This window comes from Skermanella mucosa (genome assembly GCF_016765655.2).
Taxonomy (GTDB): Bacteria; Pseudomonadota; Alphaproteobacteria; order Azospirillales; family Azospirillaceae; genus Skermanella; species Skermanella mucosa.
On record NZ_CP086106.1, the window covers coordinates 4,916,843 to 4,938,844 of the forward strand.

General features: G+C 68.4%; 19 protein-coding genes. 10 read left to right on the top strand and 9 right to left on the bottom strand.

Features of this window, described 5'->3' with window-relative positions:
• Nucleotides 1–90: 90 nt before the first annotated feature.
• Both JL100_RS22840 and JL100_RS22845 read right to left on the bottom strand, forming a co-directional pair.
• Nucleotides 91–1,596: a tripartite tricarboxylate transporter permease gene (locus tag JL100_RS22840; protein ID WP_202682021.1), complete on the bottom strand. Its 1,506-nt coding sequence runs from the start codon at nucleotides 1,594–1,596 to the stop codon at nucleotides 91–93.
• 10 nt (nucleotides 1,597–1,606) lie between these two features.
• Entirely contained in the window at nucleotides 1,607–2,116 is a 510-nt protein-coding gene (locus tag JL100_RS22845; RefSeq protein WP_202682020.1) for a tripartite tricarboxylate transporter TctB family protein, read from the bottom strand.
• A 443-nt stretch (nucleotides 2,117–2,559) separates the two neighbouring features.
• Here JL100_RS22845 and JL100_RS22850 point away from each other — a divergent pair, with 443 nt between their 5' ends.
• Nucleotides 2,560–4,059: a vanadium-dependent haloperoxidase gene (locus tag JL100_RS22850; protein WP_202682019.1), complete on the top strand. Its 1,500-nt coding sequence runs from the start codon at nucleotides 2,560–2,562 to the stop codon at nucleotides 4,057–4,059.
• Between the two features lie 88 nt (nucleotides 4,060–4,147).
• Here JL100_RS22850 and JL100_RS22855 read toward each other — a convergent pair whose 3' ends face one another.
• Both JL100_RS22855 and JL100_RS22860 read right to left on the bottom strand, forming a co-directional pair.
• Complete coding sequence (locus JL100_RS22855; RefSeq protein ID WP_202682018.1) at nucleotides 4,148–5,032, bottom strand: inositol monophosphatase family protein; 885 nt, start codon at nucleotides 5,030–5,032, stop codon at nucleotides 4,148–4,150.
• Nucleotides 5,029–5,955 (bottom strand): diacylglycerol/lipid kinase family protein, encoded by a 927-nt coding sequence (locus JL100_RS22860; RefSeq protein ID WP_202682017.1) that lies wholly within the window; start codon nucleotides 5,953–5,955, stop codon nucleotides 5,029–5,031. Before JL100_RS22860 ends, JL100_RS22855 begins: the two co-directional genes overlap by 4 nt.
• Before the next feature lie 318 nt (nucleotides 5,956–6,273).
• Between JL100_RS22860 and JL100_RS22865 the strand changes: the two genes are divergently transcribed.
• On the top strand, nucleotides 6,274–6,708 hold the full coding sequence (locus tag JL100_RS22865) for an NUDIX hydrolase (protein ID WP_407696893.1): 435 nt from the start codon (nucleotides 6,274–6,276) through the stop codon (nucleotides 6,706–6,708).
• A gap of 195 nt (nucleotides 6,709–6,903) precedes the next feature.
• Here JL100_RS22865 and JL100_RS22870 read toward each other — a convergent pair whose 3' ends face one another.
• A complete protein-coding gene (locus tag JL100_RS22870; protein ID WP_202682015.1) occupies nucleotides 6,904–10,224 on the bottom strand; it encodes an AAA family ATPase in 3,321 nt (1,106 codons plus the stop codon).
• A gap of 282 nt (nucleotides 10,225–10,506) precedes the next feature.
• Between JL100_RS22870 and ilvA the strand changes: the two genes are divergently transcribed.
• From ilvA to JL100_RS22890, 4 genes are all read left to right on the top strand, one after another.
• Nucleotides 10,507–12,063, top strand: coding sequence for a threonine ammonia-lyase, biosynthetic (gene ilvA, locus JL100_RS22875; protein ID WP_267133588.1), 1,557 nt, complete (start codon nucleotides 10,507–10,509; stop codon nucleotides 12,061–12,063).
• 114 nt (nucleotides 12,064–12,177) lie between these two features.
• Complete coding sequence (locus tag JL100_RS22880; RefSeq protein WP_202682013.1) at nucleotides 12,178–13,059, top strand: ABC transporter ATP-binding protein; 882 nt, start codon at nucleotides 12,178–12,180, stop codon at nucleotides 13,057–13,059.
• Nucleotides 13,056–13,844, top strand: a complete 789-nt coding sequence (locus JL100_RS22885) for an ABC transporter permease (protein ID WP_202682012.1) — start codon at nucleotides 13,056–13,058, stop codon at nucleotides 13,842–13,844. The genes JL100_RS22880 and JL100_RS22885 overlap by 4 nt, the downstream gene beginning before the upstream one ends.
• Before the next feature lie 58 nt (nucleotides 13,845–13,902).
• Entirely contained in the window at nucleotides 13,903–14,943 is a 1,041-nt protein-coding gene (locus JL100_RS22890; protein WP_228420852.1) for an ABC transporter substrate-binding protein, read from the top strand.
• A 266-nt stretch (nucleotides 14,944–15,209) separates the two neighbouring features.
• On the opposite strand, the gene JL100_RS22895 is transcribed toward JL100_RS22890, so the two are convergent.
• Entirely contained in the window at nucleotides 15,210–16,154 is a 945-nt protein-coding gene (locus JL100_RS22895) for a GlxA family transcriptional regulator (protein ID WP_202682011.1), read from the bottom strand.
• 121 nt (nucleotides 16,155–16,275) lie between these two features.
• On the opposite strand from JL100_RS22895, the gene JL100_RS22900 reads away from it, so the two are divergent.
• The 4 genes from JL100_RS22900 (at nucleotide 16,276) to JL100_RS22915 (ending at nucleotide 20,394) form a co-directional block, all read left to right on the top strand.
• Complete coding sequence (locus tag JL100_RS22900; protein WP_202682010.1) at nucleotides 16,276–17,088, top strand: SDR family NAD(P)-dependent oxidoreductase; 813 nt, start codon at nucleotides 16,276–16,278, stop codon at nucleotides 17,086–17,088.
• Between the two features lie 66 nt (nucleotides 17,089–17,154).
• Entirely contained in the window at nucleotides 17,155–18,522 is a 1,368-nt protein-coding gene (locus JL100_RS22905) for an epoxide hydrolase family protein (RefSeq protein ID WP_202682009.1), read from the top strand.
• Between the two features lie 342 nt (nucleotides 18,523–18,864).
• The gene (locus tag JL100_RS22910) at nucleotides 18,865–19,281 is read left to right on the top strand and encodes an organic hydroperoxide resistance protein (RefSeq protein WP_202682008.1); all 417 of its coding nucleotides are present in this window, start codon (nucleotides 18,865–18,867) and stop codon (nucleotides 19,279–19,281) included.
• 72 nt (nucleotides 19,282–19,353) lie between these two features.
• The gene (locus JL100_RS22915) at nucleotides 19,354–20,394 is read left to right on the top strand and encodes an alpha/beta fold hydrolase (protein WP_202682007.1); all 1,041 of its coding nucleotides are present in this window, start codon (nucleotides 19,354–19,356) and stop codon (nucleotides 20,392–20,394) included.
• Nucleotides 20,395–20,435: 41 nt separating this feature from the next.
• Here the strand turns inward: JL100_RS22915 and soxA are convergent, their stop codons facing one another.
• The 3 genes from soxA to JL100_RS22930 are packed head-to-tail and all read right to left on the bottom strand — an operon-like array spanning nucleotide 20,436 to nucleotide 21,991.
• The gene (gene soxA, locus JL100_RS22920; RefSeq protein WP_228420853.1) at nucleotides 20,436–21,206 is read right to left on the bottom strand and encodes a sulfur oxidation c-type cytochrome SoxA; all 771 of its coding nucleotides are present in this window, start codon (nucleotides 21,204–21,206) and stop codon (nucleotides 20,436–20,438) included.
• Complete coding sequence (gene soxZ / locus JL100_RS22925) at nucleotides 21,203–21,523, bottom strand: thiosulfate oxidation carrier complex protein SoxZ (RefSeq protein ID WP_202682006.1); 321 nt, start codon at nucleotides 21,521–21,523, stop codon at nucleotides 21,203–21,205. Before soxZ ends, soxA begins: the two co-directional genes overlap by 4 nt.
• 3 nt (nucleotides 21,524–21,526) lie before the next feature.
• Complete coding sequence (locus JL100_RS22930) at nucleotides 21,527–21,991, bottom strand: SoxY-related AACIE arm protein (RefSeq protein ID WP_202682005.1); 465 nt, start codon at nucleotides 21,989–21,991, stop codon at nucleotides 21,527–21,529.
• Between the last annotated feature and the right edge of the window lie 11 nt (nucleotides 21,992–22,002).

Sequence of the window (22,002 nt, forward strand, 5' to 3'; positions counted from 1 at the left end):
GATGCCCACGGCACGGGCATCCACCAAGGAAAGGCCGGCGGCGGCGATAGGTTCCAACCGCCCCCCCCCGTGGCGAGGATCGGGCGAGGGTCAGGCGCGGCCCGCCTCCCCGGCCCGCCTCCGCCGGCGGCGCAGCAGGATCGGAACCAGGACCAGAAGGAACGCCACGGCCAGAAGCCCCAGCGAGATCGGCTGGGTGAAGAACACCGACGCGTCGCCCTGGCTGATCGCCAGCGCCCGGCGGAACTGCTGCTCGGCCAGCGGCCCCAGGATCAGGCCCACGACGCAGGGCGCCACCGGCACGTCGAGCACCCGCATGCCGAAGCCGATCAGCCCGATCACCCACAGGATGACGAGGTCGACCACGTTGTTGTTGAGGGTGTAGGCGCCCAGGGTGGCGAACACCAGGATGCCGCCGTAGAGCCACGGGCGCGGGATGGTCAGCAGCTTGACCCAGATCCCGACCAGCGGCAGGTTCAGCAGGAGCAGCAGCACGTTGCCGATATAGAGGCTGGCGATCATGCCCCAGACCAGCTCGGGGTTGGTGTCGAACAGCAGCGGTCCCGGCTGGAGCCCATACTGCTGGAAGGCGGCGAGCATGATCGCCGCCGTCGCCGAGGTCGGCAGGCCCAGCGCCAGCAGCGGGGCGAGCGTCCCGGCGGCCGACGCGTTGTTGGCGGCCTCCGGCCCGGCGACCGCCTCGATGGCGCCCTTGCCGAACTCCTCCGGATGCTTGGACAGGCGCTTTTCCACCAGGTACGACAGGAAGGTCGGGATCTCGCTGCCGCCGGCCGGCAGGGCTCCGATCGGGAAGCCCAGGAAAGTGCCGCGCAGCCAAGGCTTCCACGACCGCTTCAAATCCTCGCGGCTCATCCATTTGGACCCTTTGAGGGCGTAGATCTCCTCCGTCTCGAAGCGGTAGCGCGACGCGACGTAGAGCGTCTCCCCGACCGCGAAGAGCCCGACCGCGACCACGACGGTGTCGATCCCGTCCAGCAGTTCGGGGATGCCGAGGGTGAAGCGCGCCTGCCCGGTCTGGAGGTCGATGCCGACCAGCCCCAGCGACAGGCCGAAGAACAGGCTGGCGAGGCCGCGCGGAAGGCTGTCGCCCAGCACGGCGGTGACGGTGACCAGCGCCAGCACCATCAGCGCGAAATACTCCGCCGGCCCGAACAGCAGCGCCATCTGCACCATCAGCGGCGCCACGAAGGTCAGCGCTATCGTGGCGATGGTCCCGGCGACGAACGAGCCGATCGCCGCCGTGGCGAGTGCTGTGGCGCCGCGTCCCTGGCGCGCCATCTCGTGGCCGTCGATCGCCGTGACGATGCTGCCGGACTCGCCCGGCGTGTTCAGCAGGATCGCGGTGGTCGAGCCGCCGTACATGGCGCCGTAATAGATCCCGGCGAACATGATGAAAGCGGAGGTCGGCTCCAGGTTGTAGGTGATCGGGAGCAGCAGGGCCACGGTCAGCGCCGGGCCGATGCCGGGCAGCACGCCGATCGCCGTGCCGACCGTCACGCCCAGGACGGACCAGAGCAGGTTATAGGGTGTCAGTGCCACGGCGAAGCCGTGGCCGAGGGCCGCGAGGGTTTCCATCGGTGTCCGCCTATTCCGCCGCCGGCTCGGCCGGGGCAAGGAAGTCCTCGACCATCTCGCCGGGGATGCCGCCGGGCAGGCCCAGGTCGAGGCCGTAGTTGAAGACGACGAAGGCCAGGATCGCGAGCCCCAGGCCGAGCGCCGCGTCCGCCAGGATCCGGCCGCTGAGGAAGGCCCGGGCCACCAGGACGAACAGCAGCGTGGCCGCGACGATCCAGCCCGCGTATTCGATCAGCAGCATCTCCACGATCAGGCCGGCCGAGACCAGCACCACGGCGCGCCAGTCCAGCTCGATCCCCCGCTGGTGGGCGATGCGGCCGGCGAAGGCCTCGCGCAACAGGGTGCCGCCGATGACCAGCAGTCCCGCCGCGATCAGGAAGGGGAACAGCCGGGGGCCGACCGGCGCGTTGCCTCCGGCACCGCCCAGCATCCAGGTCTCGTATCCGATGAAGAGGCCGAGCGTCAGCACCCCCCCGCCCAGTACCGCCTCGCCCAGGCGCAGGCCGCGTCCCGTCGTCATATGTTCCCCCCAGTTCTTCCGCCGTTGTGGTCCGCCGTTGTGATCCGGCTTTGCGTGCGTCGTCCGGCCAGCTTAACCCCGATCCGGGCCGTGGTCATCATGCGGCGACCGGGCCGCCCGGACGGGATGGGAGGAGGCTGCCCACTGCGCCGGCTCCCAGTGGTTGCATTTACAAGCATTCATCAAAGTACCCAATGAAATCATAATTGGTGTCTATATTGAATTATAGCCCAGATAGATGATTATTTTACCAGCGCCACAGACTAGACTTTGCGAAGTTCTGAACATCATGATCAAAATCCACAATAGGACGGCAGGAAATGTCAAAGGTAGATCCGATTCTTTTCTGGAACGATGTCTCCCTTGAAGTACACCGTCGTGATTTCAGTTTCGAGGAAATACCGGCCGGAAATCACAAGTCCAAGGCCTGCATGGACAGGCAGATGGCCGTCCCCGAACAGGGCGGCCCCACGCGAACCTCCCGCGCGCTGGCGATCGTCCATCTGGCCATGCATGACGCCTGGGTCGCTTACAAGACTCCGGGCGCCCGTTACCATCAGGATCCCGTCCTGGCCCAAGCGGGTACGGACGGCGGCCATGCCGCGGTCGGCGAGGCCGCCGCGATGACCCTGGCCGCACTTTTCCCGAGGCAAGAGCCGTTCATCCACGGCAAATGCCAGGAGTGGACCAACCTGATCGCCCACCTGGACGCCGACGACCTCACCCAGGGCGCCATCTTCGGCAATGCCGTGGCGAAGGTGCATCTCGCGATGCGCGAGAACGACGGTTCCGAGAAGGCCGGGGGCTACATGGTCGCGGGAACTCCCGGAGCCCATCAGCCCGACCCGTACGCTCCCGACCAGGGCTTCCTGACGCCGGCCTGGGGACAGGTCCGTCCCTTCACCAGCGCCACGCCCGTCGACGGGGAGGCGCCGTTCGGCTTGATGCCCCCGAGCCCGGGGGCGAAGGACCTCTCGGCCATCCTGAAGCATGGCGACTGGCACAAGGAGGTCGAGGAGGTCCGGGTCAAGGGCGGCGCCCCGGGCACGCCCGGCCTGACCCGGACGGCCGAGGAAACCCTGATCGGCACCTTCTGGGGGTATGACGGCGTCCGCGACCTCGGAACGCCGCCCAGGCTCTACAACCAGTGCATCCGCTCGATCTCGCGGCAGATCGGCCTCGACACCGACGAGAATGCAAGGCTGTTCGCCCAGGTCAACATGGCGATGGCCGACGCCGGGATCGCCGCCTGGAAGCTGAAATACGAATGCAAACTGTATCGCCCGGTCATCGGCGTGCGCGAAGCCGCCGCCGGATACGGCAAGTACGGCAAATCCTCCGACAAGACCTTCCACCCGCCCCTCCCGATGCCGGTGCCGGACGACGTCAAGGGATGGCTCCAGGCCGAACCGTCGAAGCGGTCTACCCATTACCATACGACATCGGCGGGGGAGTTCGACGGCGATCCTTCCTGGCGGCCGCTGGGTGCCCCGCAGACCAACGATCCTGGGAAATTCCATCGCAGCCCGCCGTTTCCGGCCTATCCTTCGGGACATGCGACCTTCGGAGCGGCATGCTTCCTGACCGCCTACCATTTCCTGGTGGCCAAAGGCATGGCCGAGACGGAACTCGCCGAACTCTGCTTCACCTTCACGTCGGACGAGTTCAACGGCGTCAACCTGGATCCGGACGGTTCCGTGCGGCCGCGGCATACGCGGACGATGACGCTGGCACAGGCGATCCACGAGAATGCCGTCAGCAGGATCTATCTGGGCGTCCATTGGAGGATCGATGCCATCGAAGGCGTCCGGCTCGGGCGGATCATCGCCGATCAAGCCGCACGGACGCTCAGCGCGCCCCGACCGGATTGCGCGGAGCGGGTCGCGGAGGCATCGGCGAAGACGGTCGAGGAGCTGAAGGAGTCGCTCCTTTCGGGAGAGTGAAACCTCAGGGGGCTGCCTGATCAAGAGCGTTGCCCGGACTTCCCATGGAGGTCCGGGCCATGATCCAGCCGGCGCGGGGGCGGTCCGGTCAGCCTGCCCGCATCCGCGCCATCCGCTCGACCGCGTCGGGCTGACCGAGGATCAGGGGCCGGCGCCAGTTGCGCAGGTCGGGAGCGCCGCCCGACGCGTCCGCGACGGGCTCCAGCCGCTCCAGCGGGACCCAGCCCCCGTCGCCCCGGTACCGCACCTCGCCGCCGGCGGCGAGGACCAGCGGGATGCCGCCGGCGACGTCCCAGACGTTGGGACGCTCGAACCGGGCCACCCGCAGCAGCCCGGCCGCCACGAAGGCGCATTCGACCGCAGCGGAGCCGGTCTTGCGGATGTCCCACTCCAGGGCGGCGTCCGGCGTCGCCTCGGGTTCCCCGGCAAGGCGCCGGCGGACCTCGGGATTGGGCCGGGGATCGAGCGCCTCCTCGTCGAAGCAGAGCGGGCCACCGGTCCTGGCGTGGTAGACGCCGGGACGCAGCGCGTGGCTGGTGCTGCACCAGACGGCGCCCACGACGGGCCGGCCCCGGTGCAGCACGCCGATCGATCCGGCGAACAGCGGGAAGCCGTTGACGAAGTTGGTCGTGCCGTCGATCGGATCGACCGCCCAGACGAAGTCGTGGTCCCGGCCCGGCCGCTCGTCCATCTCCTCGCCCAGGATGTCGTGTTCGGGGAACCGGTCGCCGAGCTTGGCGCGGATCAGCACCTCGACCTGGGAGTCGACCTCGGAGACGGGATCCTTGAGGGACTCCCCGGTCGTCGGCATGCCCTCGGCGTTCCCCTTGTAGCGGACCTCCAGCGTCCGGCCGAGAGCGGCGACGATCTCCGTGCCGGCCAGCCTTGCCAGCCCCACCGCCACGCGCTCGATGTCGCGCAGCAATTCCTGCGGGACCCCTGCCGGGCCGCCGGCGACCTGTTCTCCGCTCATGCCGCCCTGCCCGGCTTGTCCGCGGCGGCACCCGGCGCGGCGGCTGGCGGCACGAGGATGCGGGCCTGTTCGGGTTCGATCCCGATGGAGACCCGGCCGACGGCTCCCGGCGCCGGGGAGAAGTTGTCGCCGAGCCGGAGCGACTTGCCGGCCCAGACGATCTCGACCTCGCGGGCGCGGATGACGTCGAGTGGGGGCATGGCCGCTTCCGGGCCGCCGTCGAGCCATTCCAGCATCTCCGCCCGGCGGTCGGCCCGGATATGGACGACGTCGAGCAGGCCGTCGCCGGGATCGGCTTCGGGTGCCAGCATCAGGTCGGGGCCGGTCTGGCCGATATTCATGACCTCGAACAGCAGGAAATCGCCCTCCAGCGTGCGGCCGTCGACGATGGCCTTCAGGTGTTCGAACTCGCCTCCGGCCACCTTCCGCCGGAACGTCTCCCGGCTGGTCCGGATCTGCTCCCCGCCCGATGTGCCCGCCTCGTCCACCTCGGCCATGGAACGGGCCAGCAGGCCGAGCCCGACGGCTTCGATGAAGCGGTGGTTCCCCCAGGGCCCCTTGGCGAACCCGATGTCGAAGGGCCGCGGCACCATGTTGCCCAGGGCGGACGCGATCTCGGCCGGATCGCCGGCGATCCCGAGCGCGTCGGCGATGTTGTTGGCCGTTCCCTGCGGCACGATGGCGATCGGGATGCTCCGGTCGGACAGGTGCGTCAGCACCCGGGTGACCGTGCCGTCGCCGCCGACCGCGACCACCAGGTCGACGGGCAGGTCGGCGGGCCGGCACAGCATTTCCGCGAAATCGGTCCCGTTCACGGCGCAGGACAAGGGTTCGCACCCCGCTTGGCGGAAGGTTTCCAGGAGGTCGTCCCGCGATGGTCCGTCATCGCCGGCCGACGGGCTATGTAGAAGAAGCGTGCGCATGACCCCGGCAACATGCGGCCCGATCCGGGAGTTCCGCCGGGAATGCACAAAACCACGTCATGGATTGTTGATGATGGGAGAGGTTTCCACGCAGCGGCGATCCCCGCTGATAAAGGTGGGTCGTTATTATGGTATGCAGACACTATATAACAGGGTATCTTGTCGCAATTATCTCACAGCGAGAGGTACCGAGGTTAAAAGTTCGGTTCATCACCTGCCAGCATAATGGTGTCTTGGCACCGCGTTTCTTTGGAACTAGCTAAAATGCCGCGATCTCAACTTGCCGTCATTCCATTTGAAGTCCGTCAGGGGCAATTGATGATTCTGATGGTGACCTCGCGCGAGACACGGCGCTGGGTGGTTCCCAAGGGGTGGCAGGAGAAGAAGATCGCCGATCCCGAGCAGGCGGCCCGGGAAGCCTATGAGGAAGCGGGCGCCATCGGTCAGGTCGGCATGAAGCCGATCGGCGCCTACCGCTACGAGAAGCGTCTGAAAAACGGCCGGTCGAAGACCCTGGACGTCGCGGTTTATCTGTTCGAGGTCGAGGAGTTGCTGGACGAGTGGCCTGAGATGGACGAGCGCGAGCGCCGCTGGATGACTCCGGCCCAGGCCGCCCTGGCCGTGGACGAGGGATCGCTCGCGGCACTGCTGCTCGGCCTGGAGGCGACCCCGCCGCGGCTCGGCGGCCCCGGGGCATCGGCGAAACCCTCCGCCGGCCGCAGGCCGGGTCGCGCCTTGGCCCACCCGTTCTGATCCGCTCCGTCCCGAGGGACGGGGAAGCGGGACATGGCGGTCCGGCCGAGACATTTGGTTCCAAGCGTTGGGCCACGGCCCAACCTACGATCGACGGCCCGCATCACCTCCGCCCTGCGCCAAACCGTAGGTTGGGCCGCGGCCCAACGCGTCGCAGAACATGAGGTGGGGGAATCTTCCGTTCCGGCCTGAACACTAGCCGAGCAGGCCGGACAGGCGGCGCCCCCTCTCCCTCGCCCGTGCCAGGTCCTCCAGGTCGCCGCCGGCCGCGCTGGCGACCGGCCGGTCCAGGAAGCCGCGGAGCAGGCTGAAGGCTTCCTCGGGGCGCCCCTGGTCCTCCCACAGGTCGGCGATGCTGTCGACCGCGCGCAGTTCGAGCGCCGTGGCGCCCTGCCGCCGGGCCTCCGCGAGCGCGCGGCGGAACGCGGCCTCCACCGCGGAGCCGTCGGCCGATCCGGACAGGCGCATCATGCGGCCGATCTGCCGCTCGACCTCGGGCGCCCAGATCTTCAGCCCGATGCGGCCGAACTCCTCCCGGGCGGCGATCAGTTCCGCCAGGGCCTCCTCCGGCTTGCCCGCGGCTGCCAGGACGTCCGCCAGCATGCAGTAGTAGATCGGGAAATCCTCCGACGTGCCGATCGCCTTCTGGCGGGCGAGCGCTATGCGCACCTGTTCCAGCCCGTAGGCGGTCTCGCCCCGGCGCGATGCGGCCCAGCCGCGGAACAGCAACCCCTTGGCCCGGTGGTCGGGAAAGTTCTGCTCCTCCGCCAGCGCGATCATCTCGCCGGCTCGGGCCAGCACGCGGCCGGTGTCGCGGCGGTAGAACTGGTGCATCATCGCGACGTCCAGCGCGTGGGCGCGGCTTCCGGTATGGCCGAGGCGGATCGCCCAGGCCATGGCGGTCTCCTCGGCCGCCAGGGCCTCGGCCGGAGCGCCGGTCAGCCACAGCAGGAGCGCCCGTTCGGCATGGCCGCAGACCTTGGCGTCGTGGTTGCCGTAGAGCGAGGCGTGGTGCCGGTAGTCCCCGGCCTCGTAGATCGCGAGGCCATGATCGATGTGGCGGACGGACCGGGCCAGCTCGCCCCGGTTGAAGTGGCTGGCCCACTGGCAATGGTGCGCCTGGAGCAGGAGGCTGTCGTCTTCGCGGGCACGGGCGCGCTCCAGCAGCGCATCGGCCCGCTGACCCATCACGGTGAAGTCGCGCGACAGCCGCCACCAGCCCCAGGAGATCGGGAAGTGCCGGCTGGTCTCCGGCAGTTCGCGGCAGAGGTCGTAGGCGTCGGCGTAGAGCCGCTCGACCTCGGGCGAGCCGGGCCCGCGCAGGAAGATCATGACCGGTCCCAGGAGGACCAGGATCTCCAGGCGCAGTTCGAGCGCCCTCCTGTCCCGGCGCAGGCTTCCGGCCAGCTCGAGCGCGCGGGCCAGGTGGCGTTCGGCTTCCGGCATGGCGGAACGGTCGAGGCTTCGCCTGGCCGCCTTCATCAGGCAGTCGATGGCGGGGTCCACCCGGCCCGCCTCGTCGTAGTGGCGGGCCAGCAGGTCGGGGCGCAGGTCCGCCACCTCCGGAGTCAGCTCCAGCAGCGCCGCCGCGGCCCGGGCGTGGAGCGCCCGGCGGCGGTCGCGCAGCAGGCCGGCATATGTGGCGTCCTGGACCAGCGCATGCTTGAAGCTGTAGGCCGGGTGGCCGTCGCCCCTGCCCGGATCGGCGTGGAGCAGGTCGGCGCGCACCAGCACGTCCAGCGCCGCGTCCATCTCCTCGGCGCCGAACTCCGACACCCGGGCCAGCAGGTCGCGGTCGAACGAGCGGCCGAGGACGGAACCGGCCTGCGCCAGTTCGCGGGCGCGGCCCACCCGATCCAGCCGGGCCATCAGCGAGGCGCCGAGCGACGCCGGGATGTGTTCCGGCCGGGTGCCGTGACCGGCGGGCCGCGCCTCGACCAGGGCGCGGGTCAGTTCCTCGACGAACAGCGGGACGCCGTCCGTCCGCTCGACGATCCGCCGCTCGGTAGCCTCGTCGAGCGGGCGCTCGGCGGTCAGGCTGCGGACCATGGCGGCGCAGTCGGGCGCCGGCAGCCTCGGCATCTCCAGCAGGCGCACGCCGGGGCGGGCGGTCCAGTCCGCCGGGAACGGCCCGCGCGAGGTGACGACGATCAGGAGACGGCGCCCGCGCACCGCATCAAGCAGCCTGTGCAGCAGCTCGACCGTGGTCGCGTCGAGCCAGTGCATGTCCTCGGCCACCAGGATCACCGGCCGCGCTTCCGATGCGAGGCAGATCTGCCGGACCAGCGCCCTGAGGGTCATCTCCTTCAACTGGCGGGGGGTCACCGAGGAGCCGTCCGCCGGCTCCCCGTCGGAAAGCGACAGCAGGGACGCATACACCCGGCGCGCCTCCCCGCGGTCGGCATCGTCGCCGAAAAGCAGGTTCTCAAGCTTGGCCATCCGCTCCGCCGGGCGGTCGAGGCGGTCGATGTCGGCGATCCGCTCGACCTCGGCGGCCATGGGGTAGAGCGGATTGCCGCTGTTGACCTCGGAACCGTGGAAGCGGAGCGTCCAGCGGGCCTCGTCGGCGCCGTCCAGGAAATCCTCGACCAGCCTCGACTTGCCGATGCCGGGTTCGCCGCGGATCAGCAGGATGGCGCCGGTGACCTCGCGCGCCTGCCGCCAGAGCTCGCGCAGCAGCGCGCGCTCGGCCTCCCGGCCGGCCAAGGGGACGCGGTGGGTCCTGTCGGCGGCGTCGCTCCGGCTCCGCTCGGCCCGGAGGCGCCAGGCCCGCACCGGCAGCGAGAAGCCCTGGAGCGCGTGGGCGCCGATATCCTCGAAAAGGAAGCGGTTAGCCGTCAGCCTCCACGCCTCTTCGGAGACGACGATGCCGTTGGGCGGAGCGAGGGCCTGCAGGCGCGCGGCCAGGTTGGGCGTCACGCCGGCGACCGGATGCTCGGTCGCGGTGCCGGACCCGATCAGGTCGCCGATCACCACGGGACCGCTCGCGATGCCGATCCGGACCCGCAGCCGGCCGCCATCCGGGCCGCCTCCGGCAATGCCGGGGGCCAGGTCGATGGTGCCGATCTTCCTCACGATGCCCAGCGCCGCGCGGAGCGCGCAGTCCGCGTCGGATTCCGACGCCTCGGGATAGCCGAACCACGCGACCACGCCGTCGCCGAGGAACTTCGCGACGTGGCCGCCGGCGCGGGCGACCTGCTCGCTCGCCATCTGCTGGTAGCGCCGCATGGCGTCGAGCACGTCCTCGGCCTCGAGCCGTTCGGCCAGGGCGGAGGAGCCGACGATGTCGCAGAACAGGACGGTCAGGTGCCGGCGTTCGGCCGCCGGCCGGCGGCCGGGCCGCAGTGCGGCGACGGCCCTGAGGAAACGCTTCCGTTCCCCCATGGTGAGGCCGATCTCGCGCAGGTCGTCTTCAACCAAGTCGCCCAGGGCGGCGAAATCGATGTCGTGTTTCCGAAACGCCCCGGCCTGATGACCGAGGCCGACCGACCGGAGCCATTCCTCAAGTGAACTCATGAAACTCTCCAGGTCCGCCGCTCCCGTCACCCCGGTTTGCCGCCCGGATCTCCGCCGACAGCGAAGCTTAACAGAGCGGCACCCGGCGGGCAGCCGGTTTGACTTGCACGGAGACTTTGGCCAGAGACGGCGCTTGCAAGGCGCCCGGGGATGTATAGCATCCCGGGACAACCCAGAATCCGCGTCCCGGCAAGCCCAACGGCAAGCCCCGGGCCGGAACGTCCCAACGGTTTTCCCGAACGGCATCATACGATAAGGCCGGGAAACCAGGAGTCCATCCTCGTGCATGATTATGTGAAGAAGATCCTGACCGCCCGGGTCTACGACGTCGCCATCGAAAGCCCGCTGGACCCGATGCCCCGCCTGTCGCAGCGGATCGGCAACCGGGTCTTCCTGAAGCGCGAGGATCTCCAGCCGGTCTTCTCCTTCAAGATCCGCGGCGCCTACAACAAGATGAGCGGCATGGCGCGCGCCGACCTGGAGCGCGGCGTGATCTGCGCCTCGGCCGGCAACCACGCCCAGGGCGTCGCCATGGCGGCGTCGCGGCTGGGCGCGCCGGCGATGATCGTGATGCCCTGCACGACCCCCGCCATCAAGGTCCAGGCGGTCGAGCGGCGGGGCGGCCAAGTGGTGCTGCACGGCGACGGCTTCGACGAGGCCTACGCCCATGCCCGCCTGCTGGAGGCGGAGCACGGGCTGACCTTCATCCATCCCTACGACGATCCGGACGTGATCGCCGGCCAGGGCACGGTCGGGATGGAGATCCTGCGCCAGCATCCCGACCCGATCGAGGCGATCTTCGTGCCGATCGGCGGCGGCGGGCTGGCCGCCGGCGTCGCGGCTTACGTCAAGTTCCTGCGGCCCGACGTCAAGGTGATCGGGGTGGAGCCGGACGACGCCGCCAGCATGAAGGCGGCGCTGGACGCCGGCGAGCGGGTGGTGCTGGACCAGGTCGGGCTGTTCGCCGACGGCGTCGCGGTCCGCCAGGCGGGCGCCGAGACGTTCCGGCTGTGCCGCGAGCTGCTGGACGGCATCGTCACGGTGGACGCGGATTCCATCTGCGCCGCGGTCAAGGACATCTTCGACGACACCCGGGCCATCGCCGAGCCGTCGGGCGCCGTGGCGCTCGCCGGGCTGAAGCGCTACGCGGAGCGGGAGGGCATCTCGGACCGGGCGCTGGTCACCGTCAACAGCGGCGCCAACCTGAACTTCGACCGGCTGCGCCACATCGCCGAGCGCGCCGAGATCGGCGAGCACCGGGAGGCGCTGCTGGCGGTCACGATCCCGGAGCGGCCGGGCAGCTACCGGCGCTTCATCCAGATCCTGGGCCGCCGGTCGATCACCGAGTTCAACTACCGCTATGTGGACGATCCCGAGGCGCACATCTTCGTCGGCGTCCAGCTGACCGGAGGCGAGCGCGAGAAGCGGGAGATCATCGGCCTGCTGCGGGACGAGGGCCTGCCGGTCCAGGACATGAGCGACAACGAGATGGCGAAGCTCCATGTCCGCCACATGGTGGGCGGGCGCGTGCCCGGCCTGCGGGACGAGCTGATCTACCGCTTCCAGTTCCCGGAGCGGCCGGGCGCGCTGCTGAAGTTCCTGGACGGGCTGGCGACGGACTGGAACATCTCGCTGTTCCACTACCGCAACCACGGCGCCGACTATGGCCGCGTGCTGGCCGGCATCCAGGTCCCGGAGGCCGACCGGGCGATCTTCCGGCAACGGCTGGCCGAGCTGGGATACCCGTGCTGGGACGAGACCGCCAACCCAGCCTACCGCTTTTTCCTGGACGGCGGCGGGCGAAAGATCCGCGACGGGAAAGATCATTATCCGAACTAAAGTTTTCCTTGTGGCGCGCCCGGGAAATAGATATGCCGATGCGGACAATTTTCGGGATGTGCGCGGGACGGCAAGCGTCCCCTGGGACGAAACGACGACGGGGAGGTGGCGCGGATGGCGCGAGCAGCCGCATTTTCGGGAGAGGCAGCATCGGGGGAGGCGTCAACCGGCGGGAGTGGGCGTGAACCGGCCCGACGGGCCGCCGCGGTGGCGCTCGACGGGGTCGGGATCAGCTTCGCCCTGCCGGACGGCGGGACTTACCAGGCGGTCGCCCCAACCCGCCTGGAAGTGGCGGAGAGCGAGTTCGTCGCGATCGTCGGGCCGACCGGCTGCGGCAAGTCCACGCTGCTTAACGCCGCCGCCGGGCTGCTGAAGCCGGCGTCGGGGACGGTGACCATCCTGGGCGAGCCGCTGACCGGCCTGAACCGCCATGCCGGCTACCTGTTCCAGCAGGACAGCCTGATGCCGTGGAAGACCGCGGCCGAGAACGTCGCGATCGGGCTTGAGGTCGCCGGCATTCCCCGGACCGAGGCGCGCGACCGTTCCCGCGACTGGCTGGGCCGGGTCGGCCTGAAGGCGTTCGGCGACCGCTATCCCCACATGCTGTCGGGCGGCCAGCGCAAGCGCGTCGGGCTGGCGCAGGTGCTGATCCGCGATCCCAGGATCATCCTGATGGACGAGCCGTTCGGCCCGCTCGACGCGCAGACCCGCCTGATCATGGGCGACCTGCTGCTGGAGCTGTGGTCGGCCGACCGCAAGGCCGTGATGTTCGTGACCCATGACTTGGAGGAGGCGATCGCCCTGGCCGACCGGGTCGTGATCATGTCGGCGGGACCGGCCGCGCGGATCATCGGCGACTATCCGATCCCGCTGGACCGGCCGCGCGACATCGGCGAGATCAAGCTGGACCCGCGCTTCCTGGAGACCCACCGGGAGATCTGGCACGCGCTGAAGGAGGAAGTCCTGAAAGGCTATCGGCAGAGCGAGGAAGCATGACCTTGAGCCGCGCGAAACTGCTGCCGCTCCAGATCCTCGTCGGGGTCGCCGCGATCCTGCTGTGGTACCTGGTGTCGGAGACGTCGCTGTTCGGCGATCCGAAGACCATGCGGTTCTTCTTCTCGACCCCGCTGGACGTGGCGACGCGGATCGGCGAGTGGATGGTCGGCGGCACGATCTGGTATCACCTGGGCATCACGCTGCTGGAGGCGGCGCTGGCCTTCGTGATCGGCTCGGTGAGCGGCGTGCTGATCGGGTTCTGGTTCGCCCGGAAGCCGCTGGTGGCCGGCGTGTTCGACCCCTACGTGAAGGCCGCGAACGCGCTGCCGCGCGTCGTGCTGGCGCCGATCTTCGCGCTGTGGCTGGGCCTGGGCATCTGGTCCAAGGTGGCGCTGGGCTTCACCCTGGTCTTCTTCATCGTGTTCTTCAACGTCTACCAGGGCGTCAAGGAAGTCAGCCCGACGGTGCTCGCGAACGCGCGCATGCTGGGCATGAACGAGCGGCAGCTGCTGCGCCACGTCTACCTGCCGTCGGCGCTGAGCTGGATGTTCTCGTCGCTCCACACCTCGGTGGGGTTCGCCATGGTCGGCGCCGTCGTCGGGGAATACCTGGGATCGTCGGCCGGGCTCGGCTACTTGATCCAGCAGGCCGAGGGCGTGTTCGACGTGACCGGCGTGTTCGCCGGCATGTTCGTGCTGATGGCCTTCGTGATCCTGATCGACTGGCTGGTGACCAAGGTGGAGAACCGCCTGCTGGTCTGGCGCCCGCAGCCGGCGGCATCCTGAGGCGGGGCATATCAGTCAAAACATCAATCAAGATCGGAATGCGAGAGGGGAAGCATCCATGAAGTTCCTGATGAAGGGTGTGAAGGCGGGCCTGTCCGGCGTGCTCGCGGTCGCCGGCCTGGCGCTCGCCCTGGCGGGCGGCGCCGTGGCGGCGGAGCCGGAGAAGACGGACGTGTCGCTGGCGGTCGGAGGCAAGCCGCTGCTGTATTATCTCCCGCTGACCGTCGCCGAGCGGAAGGGCTTCTTCAAGGAAGAGGGCCTGAACGTGGAGATCAACGACCTGGGCGGCGGCGCCAAGTCGCTCCAGGCGCTGATGGGCGGGTCGGTCGACGTGGTGACCGGCGCCTACGAGCACACGATCCGCATGCAGCAGAAGGGCCAGGACATCCGGGCCGTGGTCGAGCTGGGCCGCTTCCCCGGCATCGTGCTGGCGGTGCGGAAGGACCTGGCGGGCGAGATCAAGTCGCCGGCCGACTTCAAGGGCCGCAAGATCGGCGTCACGGCGCCCGGATCGTCCACCGCGCTGACGGTGCAGTACGCCATGGTCAAGAACGGCCTGGCCGCGACCGACGGCATCCTGATCGGCGTCGGCGGCGGCGCCAGCGCGGTGGCCGCGATGAAGCAGGGCCAGGTGGACGTGATCTCCCACCTGGACCCGGTCATCGCCAAGCTGGAGGCCGACGGCGACATCAGCACGCTGATCGACACCCGCACCGAGGACGGAGCGCGGGCCCTGTTCGGCGGATCGAACCCGGCCGCCGTGCTCTACGCCAAGGCCGACTTTATCGAGAGCAACCCCGAGACCATGCAGCGCCTGACCAACGCCTTCGTCAAGTCGCTGACCTGGATCGGCAAGGCGACCGCCGAGGAGATCGCCGCGGTGGTCCCGCCCGAATACCACCTGGGCGACAAGGGCCTCTACATGAAGGCGGTCGAAAGCTCCAAGGAGAGCTATTCGCTCGACGGCATCATCAAGAAGCAGGGCATGGAGAGCATGCTGGCGATGCTGAAGACCCTGGAGCCCGACTTCGCCAACGCCCAGATCGACCTGGACAAGACCTTCGACCCGACCTTCGTGCGGAAGGCCCAGGCGAAGTAAGGGGACGCTCTTCCTGGAATCGAGGGTGGTAGCGGTTCACATGAAGCTCGCTTGATGCCGTCGCCATCCCCGTTCCGGGCGTATTCGTTACGGCCATGGCACACAGTCCCGTGCTCATGGCGGCCGGCCGTCAGGCGGACGTGGACCGAATAAACAGCCTCTCGGCGCTGAAATCGATGACTTCGTTGAAGGTCCGCTGGAAGGTGTGAGCCTTGCCTTCGGAGCGGAGCAAGGAAGTCGCGCCCCCCCCCGGGATCTCCGCGTCATTACGCCATTTGGCTTAACCTATCGTTTCGCCGGATCGTCTGCGGCGGCTGCCCGAAGGCTCGCACGAACGCTCGACGCATTCGGTCTCGGTCGGCAAAGCCCGTCTCCCGCGCGACCTCGTCCATCGAATGCCGACCTTGTTCCATCATCAGCCGTGCTGCCTCGACCCGCAGCTGCTCCACGGCCTTGGCGGGAGAACGACCCGTTTCCGCCAGGAACGTGCGGCTGAACTGCCGCGGACTCAGGTGAGCGGCGTCGGCAAGCTGTTCCACGGAGATTGTATCGGCCAGATGCTCCTTGGCGTAGGCAAGCGCATTCTGAACGCGATCGGACTTCGGTGACATGTCGAGAAGCGCGGAGTGCTGCGACTGCCCGCCCGCGCGCCGGTGATAAACGACAAGGGACTTGGCGGCATGCCGCGCCACATCCGAACCGAAGTCCTTCTCGACCATGGCCAGTGCCAGATCGATGCCGGCGGTTGCTCCGGCTGATGTCCAGATCACGCCGTCAATGATGAATATGCGGTCTTCCTCGACTTTGATCGCGGGGAAGCGCGCCTGAAGCTCAATCGCATTGCGCCAGTGTGTCGTCGCCCTCCGTCCGTCGAGCAAACCGGCCTCAGCCAGGATGAAGGTGCCGTTGCAGATCGCCGCGATGCGGCGCGTGCCATCCTGCGCTGAACGGAGAAGGTCGAGCAGGCCTGCCGTCGGCCGTGGTGGGCCGAGCCCGGCCCCAACGATCAGCGTGTCGATCTCGCAGGGCTCGAAGGGTACTGTCTCGACGATCATGCCGAGCGAGGAGGCGACCGGACCACCGGTCTCGGAGAGGACGCTGATCTCATAGAGCGTCTCGCCGGCGAGCATGTTCGCGAACTCGAACACCGAGGCCGCCGCCAGCGTCATCATCTGGAACCGCGGGATGAGGATAAACCCAACGCGCTGCATGAGGCGACTCCGGTCACATGTCCGAAAAGGCAGTGTAAACGACTTAGGGGCCGAGCGCCAGCGAGCCTAAAGTGTGCCCAGCAGCCAGCAGGGTGCTGACTGACAAACAAAAGGCAACATCATGCTTGGCCACAATAAAGGCACTGCTCTCGTCACGGGCGCATCTGCGGGCATCGGAGCAATCTACGCCGATCGCCTCGCCGCACGAGGCTATAATCTAATCCTTGTTGCCCGGAGCCGGGTTCGACTGGACATGTTGGCGGCAGGAATTACTGACCGCACCGGACGCTCCGTCGAGGTGATCGCGGCCGATCTCGCGTTGAAGGCGGACCTCGCGCGGGTTGAAACCATCCTCAAGTCGGACGCCAGCATCACGCTCCTCGTCAACAACGCCGGAATCGGTGCGCCAGTGCCGACTTGGCAGGCCGACGTCGATCTGATGGAGCAGATGGTCGACGTCAACGTCACCGCTCTCATGCGGCTCACCTACGCCGCGGTGCCCGGCTTCGTCGCTCGCGGCAAGGGCACGGTCATCAACATCGCTTCCACCGTGGCACTGGCGCCCGAGTTCCTGCTCAACGGCGTCTACGGCGGCACCAAGGCCTTCGTGGTGGCCCTCTCGGCCTCGCTGCACAACGAGCTCGCCGACAAGGGCGTCCGGGTCCAGGTCGTGCTTCCCGGCGCTACCGCGACCGACTTCTGGGACATCTCGGGCGTGCCGCTCGCCGGCGTACCGACTGAGATCGTGATGCCGGCCCCGGCCATGGTCGACGCGGCGCTCGCCGGCCTCGACCTTGGCGAGATCGTCACCATCCCGGCGCTGCCCGATACCGCGACTTGGGACGCTTTCGAAGGCGCGCGCGCCGCGATGGTGCCCAACCTCTCGCGGGCGGCGCCGGCCGAGCGCTATCGCCCGACCCCCGCGGCTGCCTGAGATCGGCGCCGGTCACAGCGCAAATCTGCAGCGCCACCGTATCCCGCTTCATCGAGGAGAACGATCATGCCTGCCCTCTCGCTCGTCTCTCGCCGCCAACTGCTGCTGACGACCACGGTCTCCGTCGCGGCATTCGGCCTCGCCCTGCAGACCGGCGCCGGCTTTGCTCAGACTGTCGCCGCTCCCGCCTCGGTCAGCGTCGCCGCGCAAGACGCAACCATCCGCCCATTTCGTGTGAAAGTGCCGGAAGCGGCACTCGTCGATCTTCGCCGCCGCATCGCCGCGACCCGTTGGCCGGACCGGGAAACCGTCCCGGATCAGTCGCAAGGTGTCCAGTTGGCGAAGCTGCAAGACCTCGTCCGCACCTGGGGCACGGACTACGACTGGCGCAAGGCCGAGGCGAAGCTGAACGCCTTGCCGCAGTTCATCACCACGATCGACGGCGTCGACGTCCAGTTCACCCACGTCCGCTCGAAGCACCCTGACGCCATGCCGCTGGTCATGACCCACGGCTGGCCGGGGTCCGCGCTCGAGCTGCTGAAGGTCGTGGGCCCGCTGACCGATCCCACCGCTCACGGCGGACAGGCGGAAGACGCCTTCCACCTCGTCCTGCCGACTTATCCGGGATACGGCTTCTCCGGAAAACCGACGGAGGCGTGGGGCCCCGGCCGGGTCGGCCGCGCCTGGGATGTTCTCATGAAGCGCGTGGGCTACGAGCGCTACGTGTCGCAGGGCGGCGACTGGGGGGCGATCATCTCGCAGGTGATGGCGGTGCAGGGGCCGCCGGGGCTGCTTGGAATCCATACCAACATGCCCGGCACCACACCTCCAGCCGTGCTGAGGCTGATCCGCAACCGCGAGTCCGCGCCGGCCGGGTTTACGGACGCCGAGAAGGTGGCGTTCGCCGGGCTCGAGACCTTTTACAGGAAGGGGTTCGGTTATGCCGAGATGATGAACACCCGGCCGCAGACGCTCGGCTACGGTCTCGCGGATTCGCCGGTCGCGCTTGCCGCCTTCCTGTACGAGAAGATCGCGACCTGGACGCACAGCGGCGGTGATCCGGAACTTGTGCTGACGCGAGACGAGATCCTCGACAACATCACGCTCTACTGGCTCACGAACACAGGCACCTCGTCATCCCGGTCCTACTGGGATGCGGCACAGGGTGAAGGCGGGCCGTTCAACGCCATCGAGATCACCAAGGTGCCGGTCGCAGTCACGGTCTTCCCGGGCGAGATCTACCGGGCGCCGCGGAGCTGGGGCGAGCAGAGCTTCAAGAAGCTCATCTACTGGAACGAGGTCGACAAGGGCGGGCACTTCGCCGCCTGGGAGCAGCCGGAGCTCTTCGCCGGTGAGATCAGGGCGGCCTTCAGACCCCTTCGCTCATCGCAGCCGTCCGACCAAGCCGATACGTTCAAGGCGGTCGAGCGATGACCGCCGGCATCACCCATCCGCTCCTCGCCAAGGCCCTTGAGGCCGACAGCGGAATCGAACTCCGGCGTGATCTCAGGGGGGATTGTCTTCCCCCGTCGTGACGGGTAGCCGCCTCCGGGATCCGAAGGGCAGCGACATGCCGCCGCGCCTCCCCCCAACGGGTCCACTCCCAGGAGCAGGAGCAGCAATATCTCGCGCGTAACGCTGTCGCGGAACCGGTGGCCATCATGGTCGGTGTCACCGCTCGCCCTCTCGATGACTCCCGGCGCAGCCGCCCACACTCCCGTAACGAACATAGTCAGGCCCGACACCGCGCCGATCAACAGGAGAAGGACCACGATCATGAGCAAGCTTGAAAAGGTCGTCTACACTGCCAAGACCCACACGACTGGCGGACGGGACGGCACCTCGCGCAGTTCGGACGGGCGGCTTGAGGTCAAGCTCTCTACGCCCGGCATCGCCGGTGTGGGTACGAACCCCGAGCAGCTGTTCGCGGCTGGATGGTCTGCCTGTTTCGAGGGCGCGATGGGGCTCGCGGCGCGTAGCATGAGAATCGCGCTGCCAACAGACGCCGCGATCGATGCGGAGGTGGATCTCGGCATGACGGGGGATGCTTACCTCCTGCAAGCGCGCCTCAACGTCAGCCTGCCGGGGCTTGAGCGGGAGGTGGCTCAGGCGATTGTCGACCGGGCACACCAAACCTGTCCCTACTCCAAGGCCACGCGGGGCAACATCGACGTGACCATCGATCTGGCCTGATAGACCCCGCTGCGACTGGCCGGCCGCACAGCCGGCGAGCCGGTTTTCCCGAACCCTGCCGGAGATGGACCGATGACCACGCCGCTGAATCACGACCGACGACGCTTGCTCGGTGCCGCAATGGGCATTGCCGCTGTCGGCTTTGCAAATGTGCCCGTTCCGGCGGGGGCTCAGGATGCGCCGCAGAACGACCTCAGTCGCATGCCGCCGCCCGGCTTTGGCGCGCTCAAGCAGATCCGGGCGGGCGTTCTCGACATCGGCTATGCCGAGGCCGGCCCGTCGAGCGGCCCGCCGGTCATCCTGCTGCACGGCTGGCCCTACGACATCCACACCTACGTGGAGGTCGCTCCTCTACTTACCGCTGCCGGCCACCGTGTCATCGTTCCCTACCTGCGCGGCTATGGCACGACCCGCTTCGTCTCGAATGACACGCCCCGCAACGGTCAGCAATCCGTCTTCGGCGCCGACACGATCGCCTTGATGGATGCGCTTGGCATACGAGAGGCGGTGATCGCCGGTTGTGACTGGGGCGCTCGGACAGCGTGCGTCATCGCGGCGCTCTGGCCGGAGCGCTGCAAGGCTCTCGTCTCGGTGAGCGGCTATCTGATCGGCAGTCAGCACGCCAACAGCATGCCCTTGCCGCCCAGGGCGGAACTCGCCTGGTGGTATCAGTTCTACTTCGCGACAGAACGTGGCCGGCTCGGTTACGAGGCGAACCGGAACGCGTTCGCGAAGCTCATCTGGCAGACCGCCTCGCCGACTTGGGCTTTTGACGACGCCACGTTCAACCGCTCCGCCGAAGCCCTCACCAACTCTGACCATGTAGCGATCGTCATCAACAATTACCGCTGGAGGCTCGGCCTCGCTGCGGGCGAGCCGATGCTCGAAGCGATCGAGCAGCGGCTTGCGGCGGCTCCGATCATCACGGTCCCGACCATCACCCTGGAGGGCGATGCCAACGGTGCGCCGCATCCCGAGCCGTCAGCATACGCGGGCAAATTCTCCGGTCGCTATTCGCACCGGACGGTCGAGGGCGGCATCGGCCACAATCTGCCTCAAGAAGCACCCAGGGAGTTTGCAGACGCAGTAGGCGAGGTCGCTCGCTGGGCATAGCGCAGAAGGCTCTTCTGTATTCCGACCGGGAAACACCCGCCTCATGGCCGCACGCCGGGCGTCTCCATCGGCAGCCCGCGCGCCCGTGCCATCAGGAACAGTTCCAGCTCCGCGTGCTCAGGCGAGCCGTAGGCGTAGGGTTCGGCGCGGACGCCGGTCATGCAGTTGCGCAGGCGCCGCTGGAGCGATCCCATGGACTGCCATTCCAGGCGGTAGATCGGGTAGCCGGTCGGGTGCGCCTGGGGGATCACCGCGCCGCCGAGATGCCGGCCCCAGTTGTCCTCGTGGCAGTCGGCGCAGGAGAAATCGAGCTGTCCCTTGGGGCCGGTGAACAGGTCGCGCCCGCTCTCGACGAAGGGGGCGAGCCGGGGATCGGCACCGGTCTCGACCGGCAGGCCCCGGGACTGGTGGGCGACATAGGCCGAGAGGGCCAGGAGGTCGGGGCTTTCCCAGTCGAACGGTTCCGCCTGCTGGCGGGTTTCGCGGCACTGGAGGATGCGCCCCTCCAGCGTTACGGGACGCCCGCTCTGCTCGTCGTAGGCCGGGTACCGGGCGGCGACGCCGCGCATGGACGCGGCGGCGTCGCCGTGGCAATCGGCGCAGGAGCGGCCCGGCGCGCCGGCGGCGCGGTTCCACAGCGCCTCGCCGTCCAGGACCGAGAGCATTCCGGGATTGGACATGTCGTCCTGCTGCATCGCCCGGGTCTGCGGTCCCAGGAAATCGAAGCCGGAAAGCCGGTCGTCGCCGCCGAGGGCCGCGCCGCCCAACAGGGCAAGCGCCAGGGCGGCCGCGAAATACCTCCCCGCGGTCATTCCACCGTGATCTTGACGGTTTCCGTCTGGGTCCTGCCTTGGTCGTCGGTCCAGCTCAGCGCGATCTCGCCGCTTTCATGGGCCACCGTCGTGAAGGTGAGGAAGGGATTGGCGGTGATCGCGGGGAACAGGTCGGCGCTGAACACCTCCTCCCCGTTATAGGTGCAGGCGAAGCGGTGGATGATGTCGCGCGGGATCAGGGCGCCGTCGGAGCCGGGGCGGAAGCCGGTCTCCATGGGGTGGGAGATCAGGGCCTTGATCTCCAAGACCTCGCCGCGCTTGGCGGTGGGTGGGACGTTGATCAGGGTGCGGGCCATGGCTCAGCTCTCCGCGCAGGCGGGAAGGGTCACGATCACCTCGGCCTCGTCGGACCAGAAAGTGCCGTCGCTGAGCTGGGCGATGGCGACGATCTTCTGGGAATCGCCGAGGCGGATGCGGGTGGAAACGCTCGCCCGGCCGGATCGGGGGGTCAGGTGGAAGGTCGCGACGTTGGGCTGGGGGTTCTTCTCGTTGAACACGGCGATGGTCCGGACGAAGTCGCCGGGCTGCATCCAGTGGGCGACGTTGACGCCCAGGGGGACGGAGTTGCCGTTCTCGACCAGCGCCGGCAGGGCAAGCTCGACCTTGCCCGGGGTGACCGGCGCGCCCTTCGTGAAGTCCTTTATCGCGTCCGCCATGGCGGCCGGCGTGGCCCCGGCCGGCCGCACCAGCAGGAGCACGCCGAGCGCGGCGCCGGCGCGCAGGACATCCCGCCGCGTGGTCCCCGTCGGATCGCCATTCGCCATGGTCAGGGTCT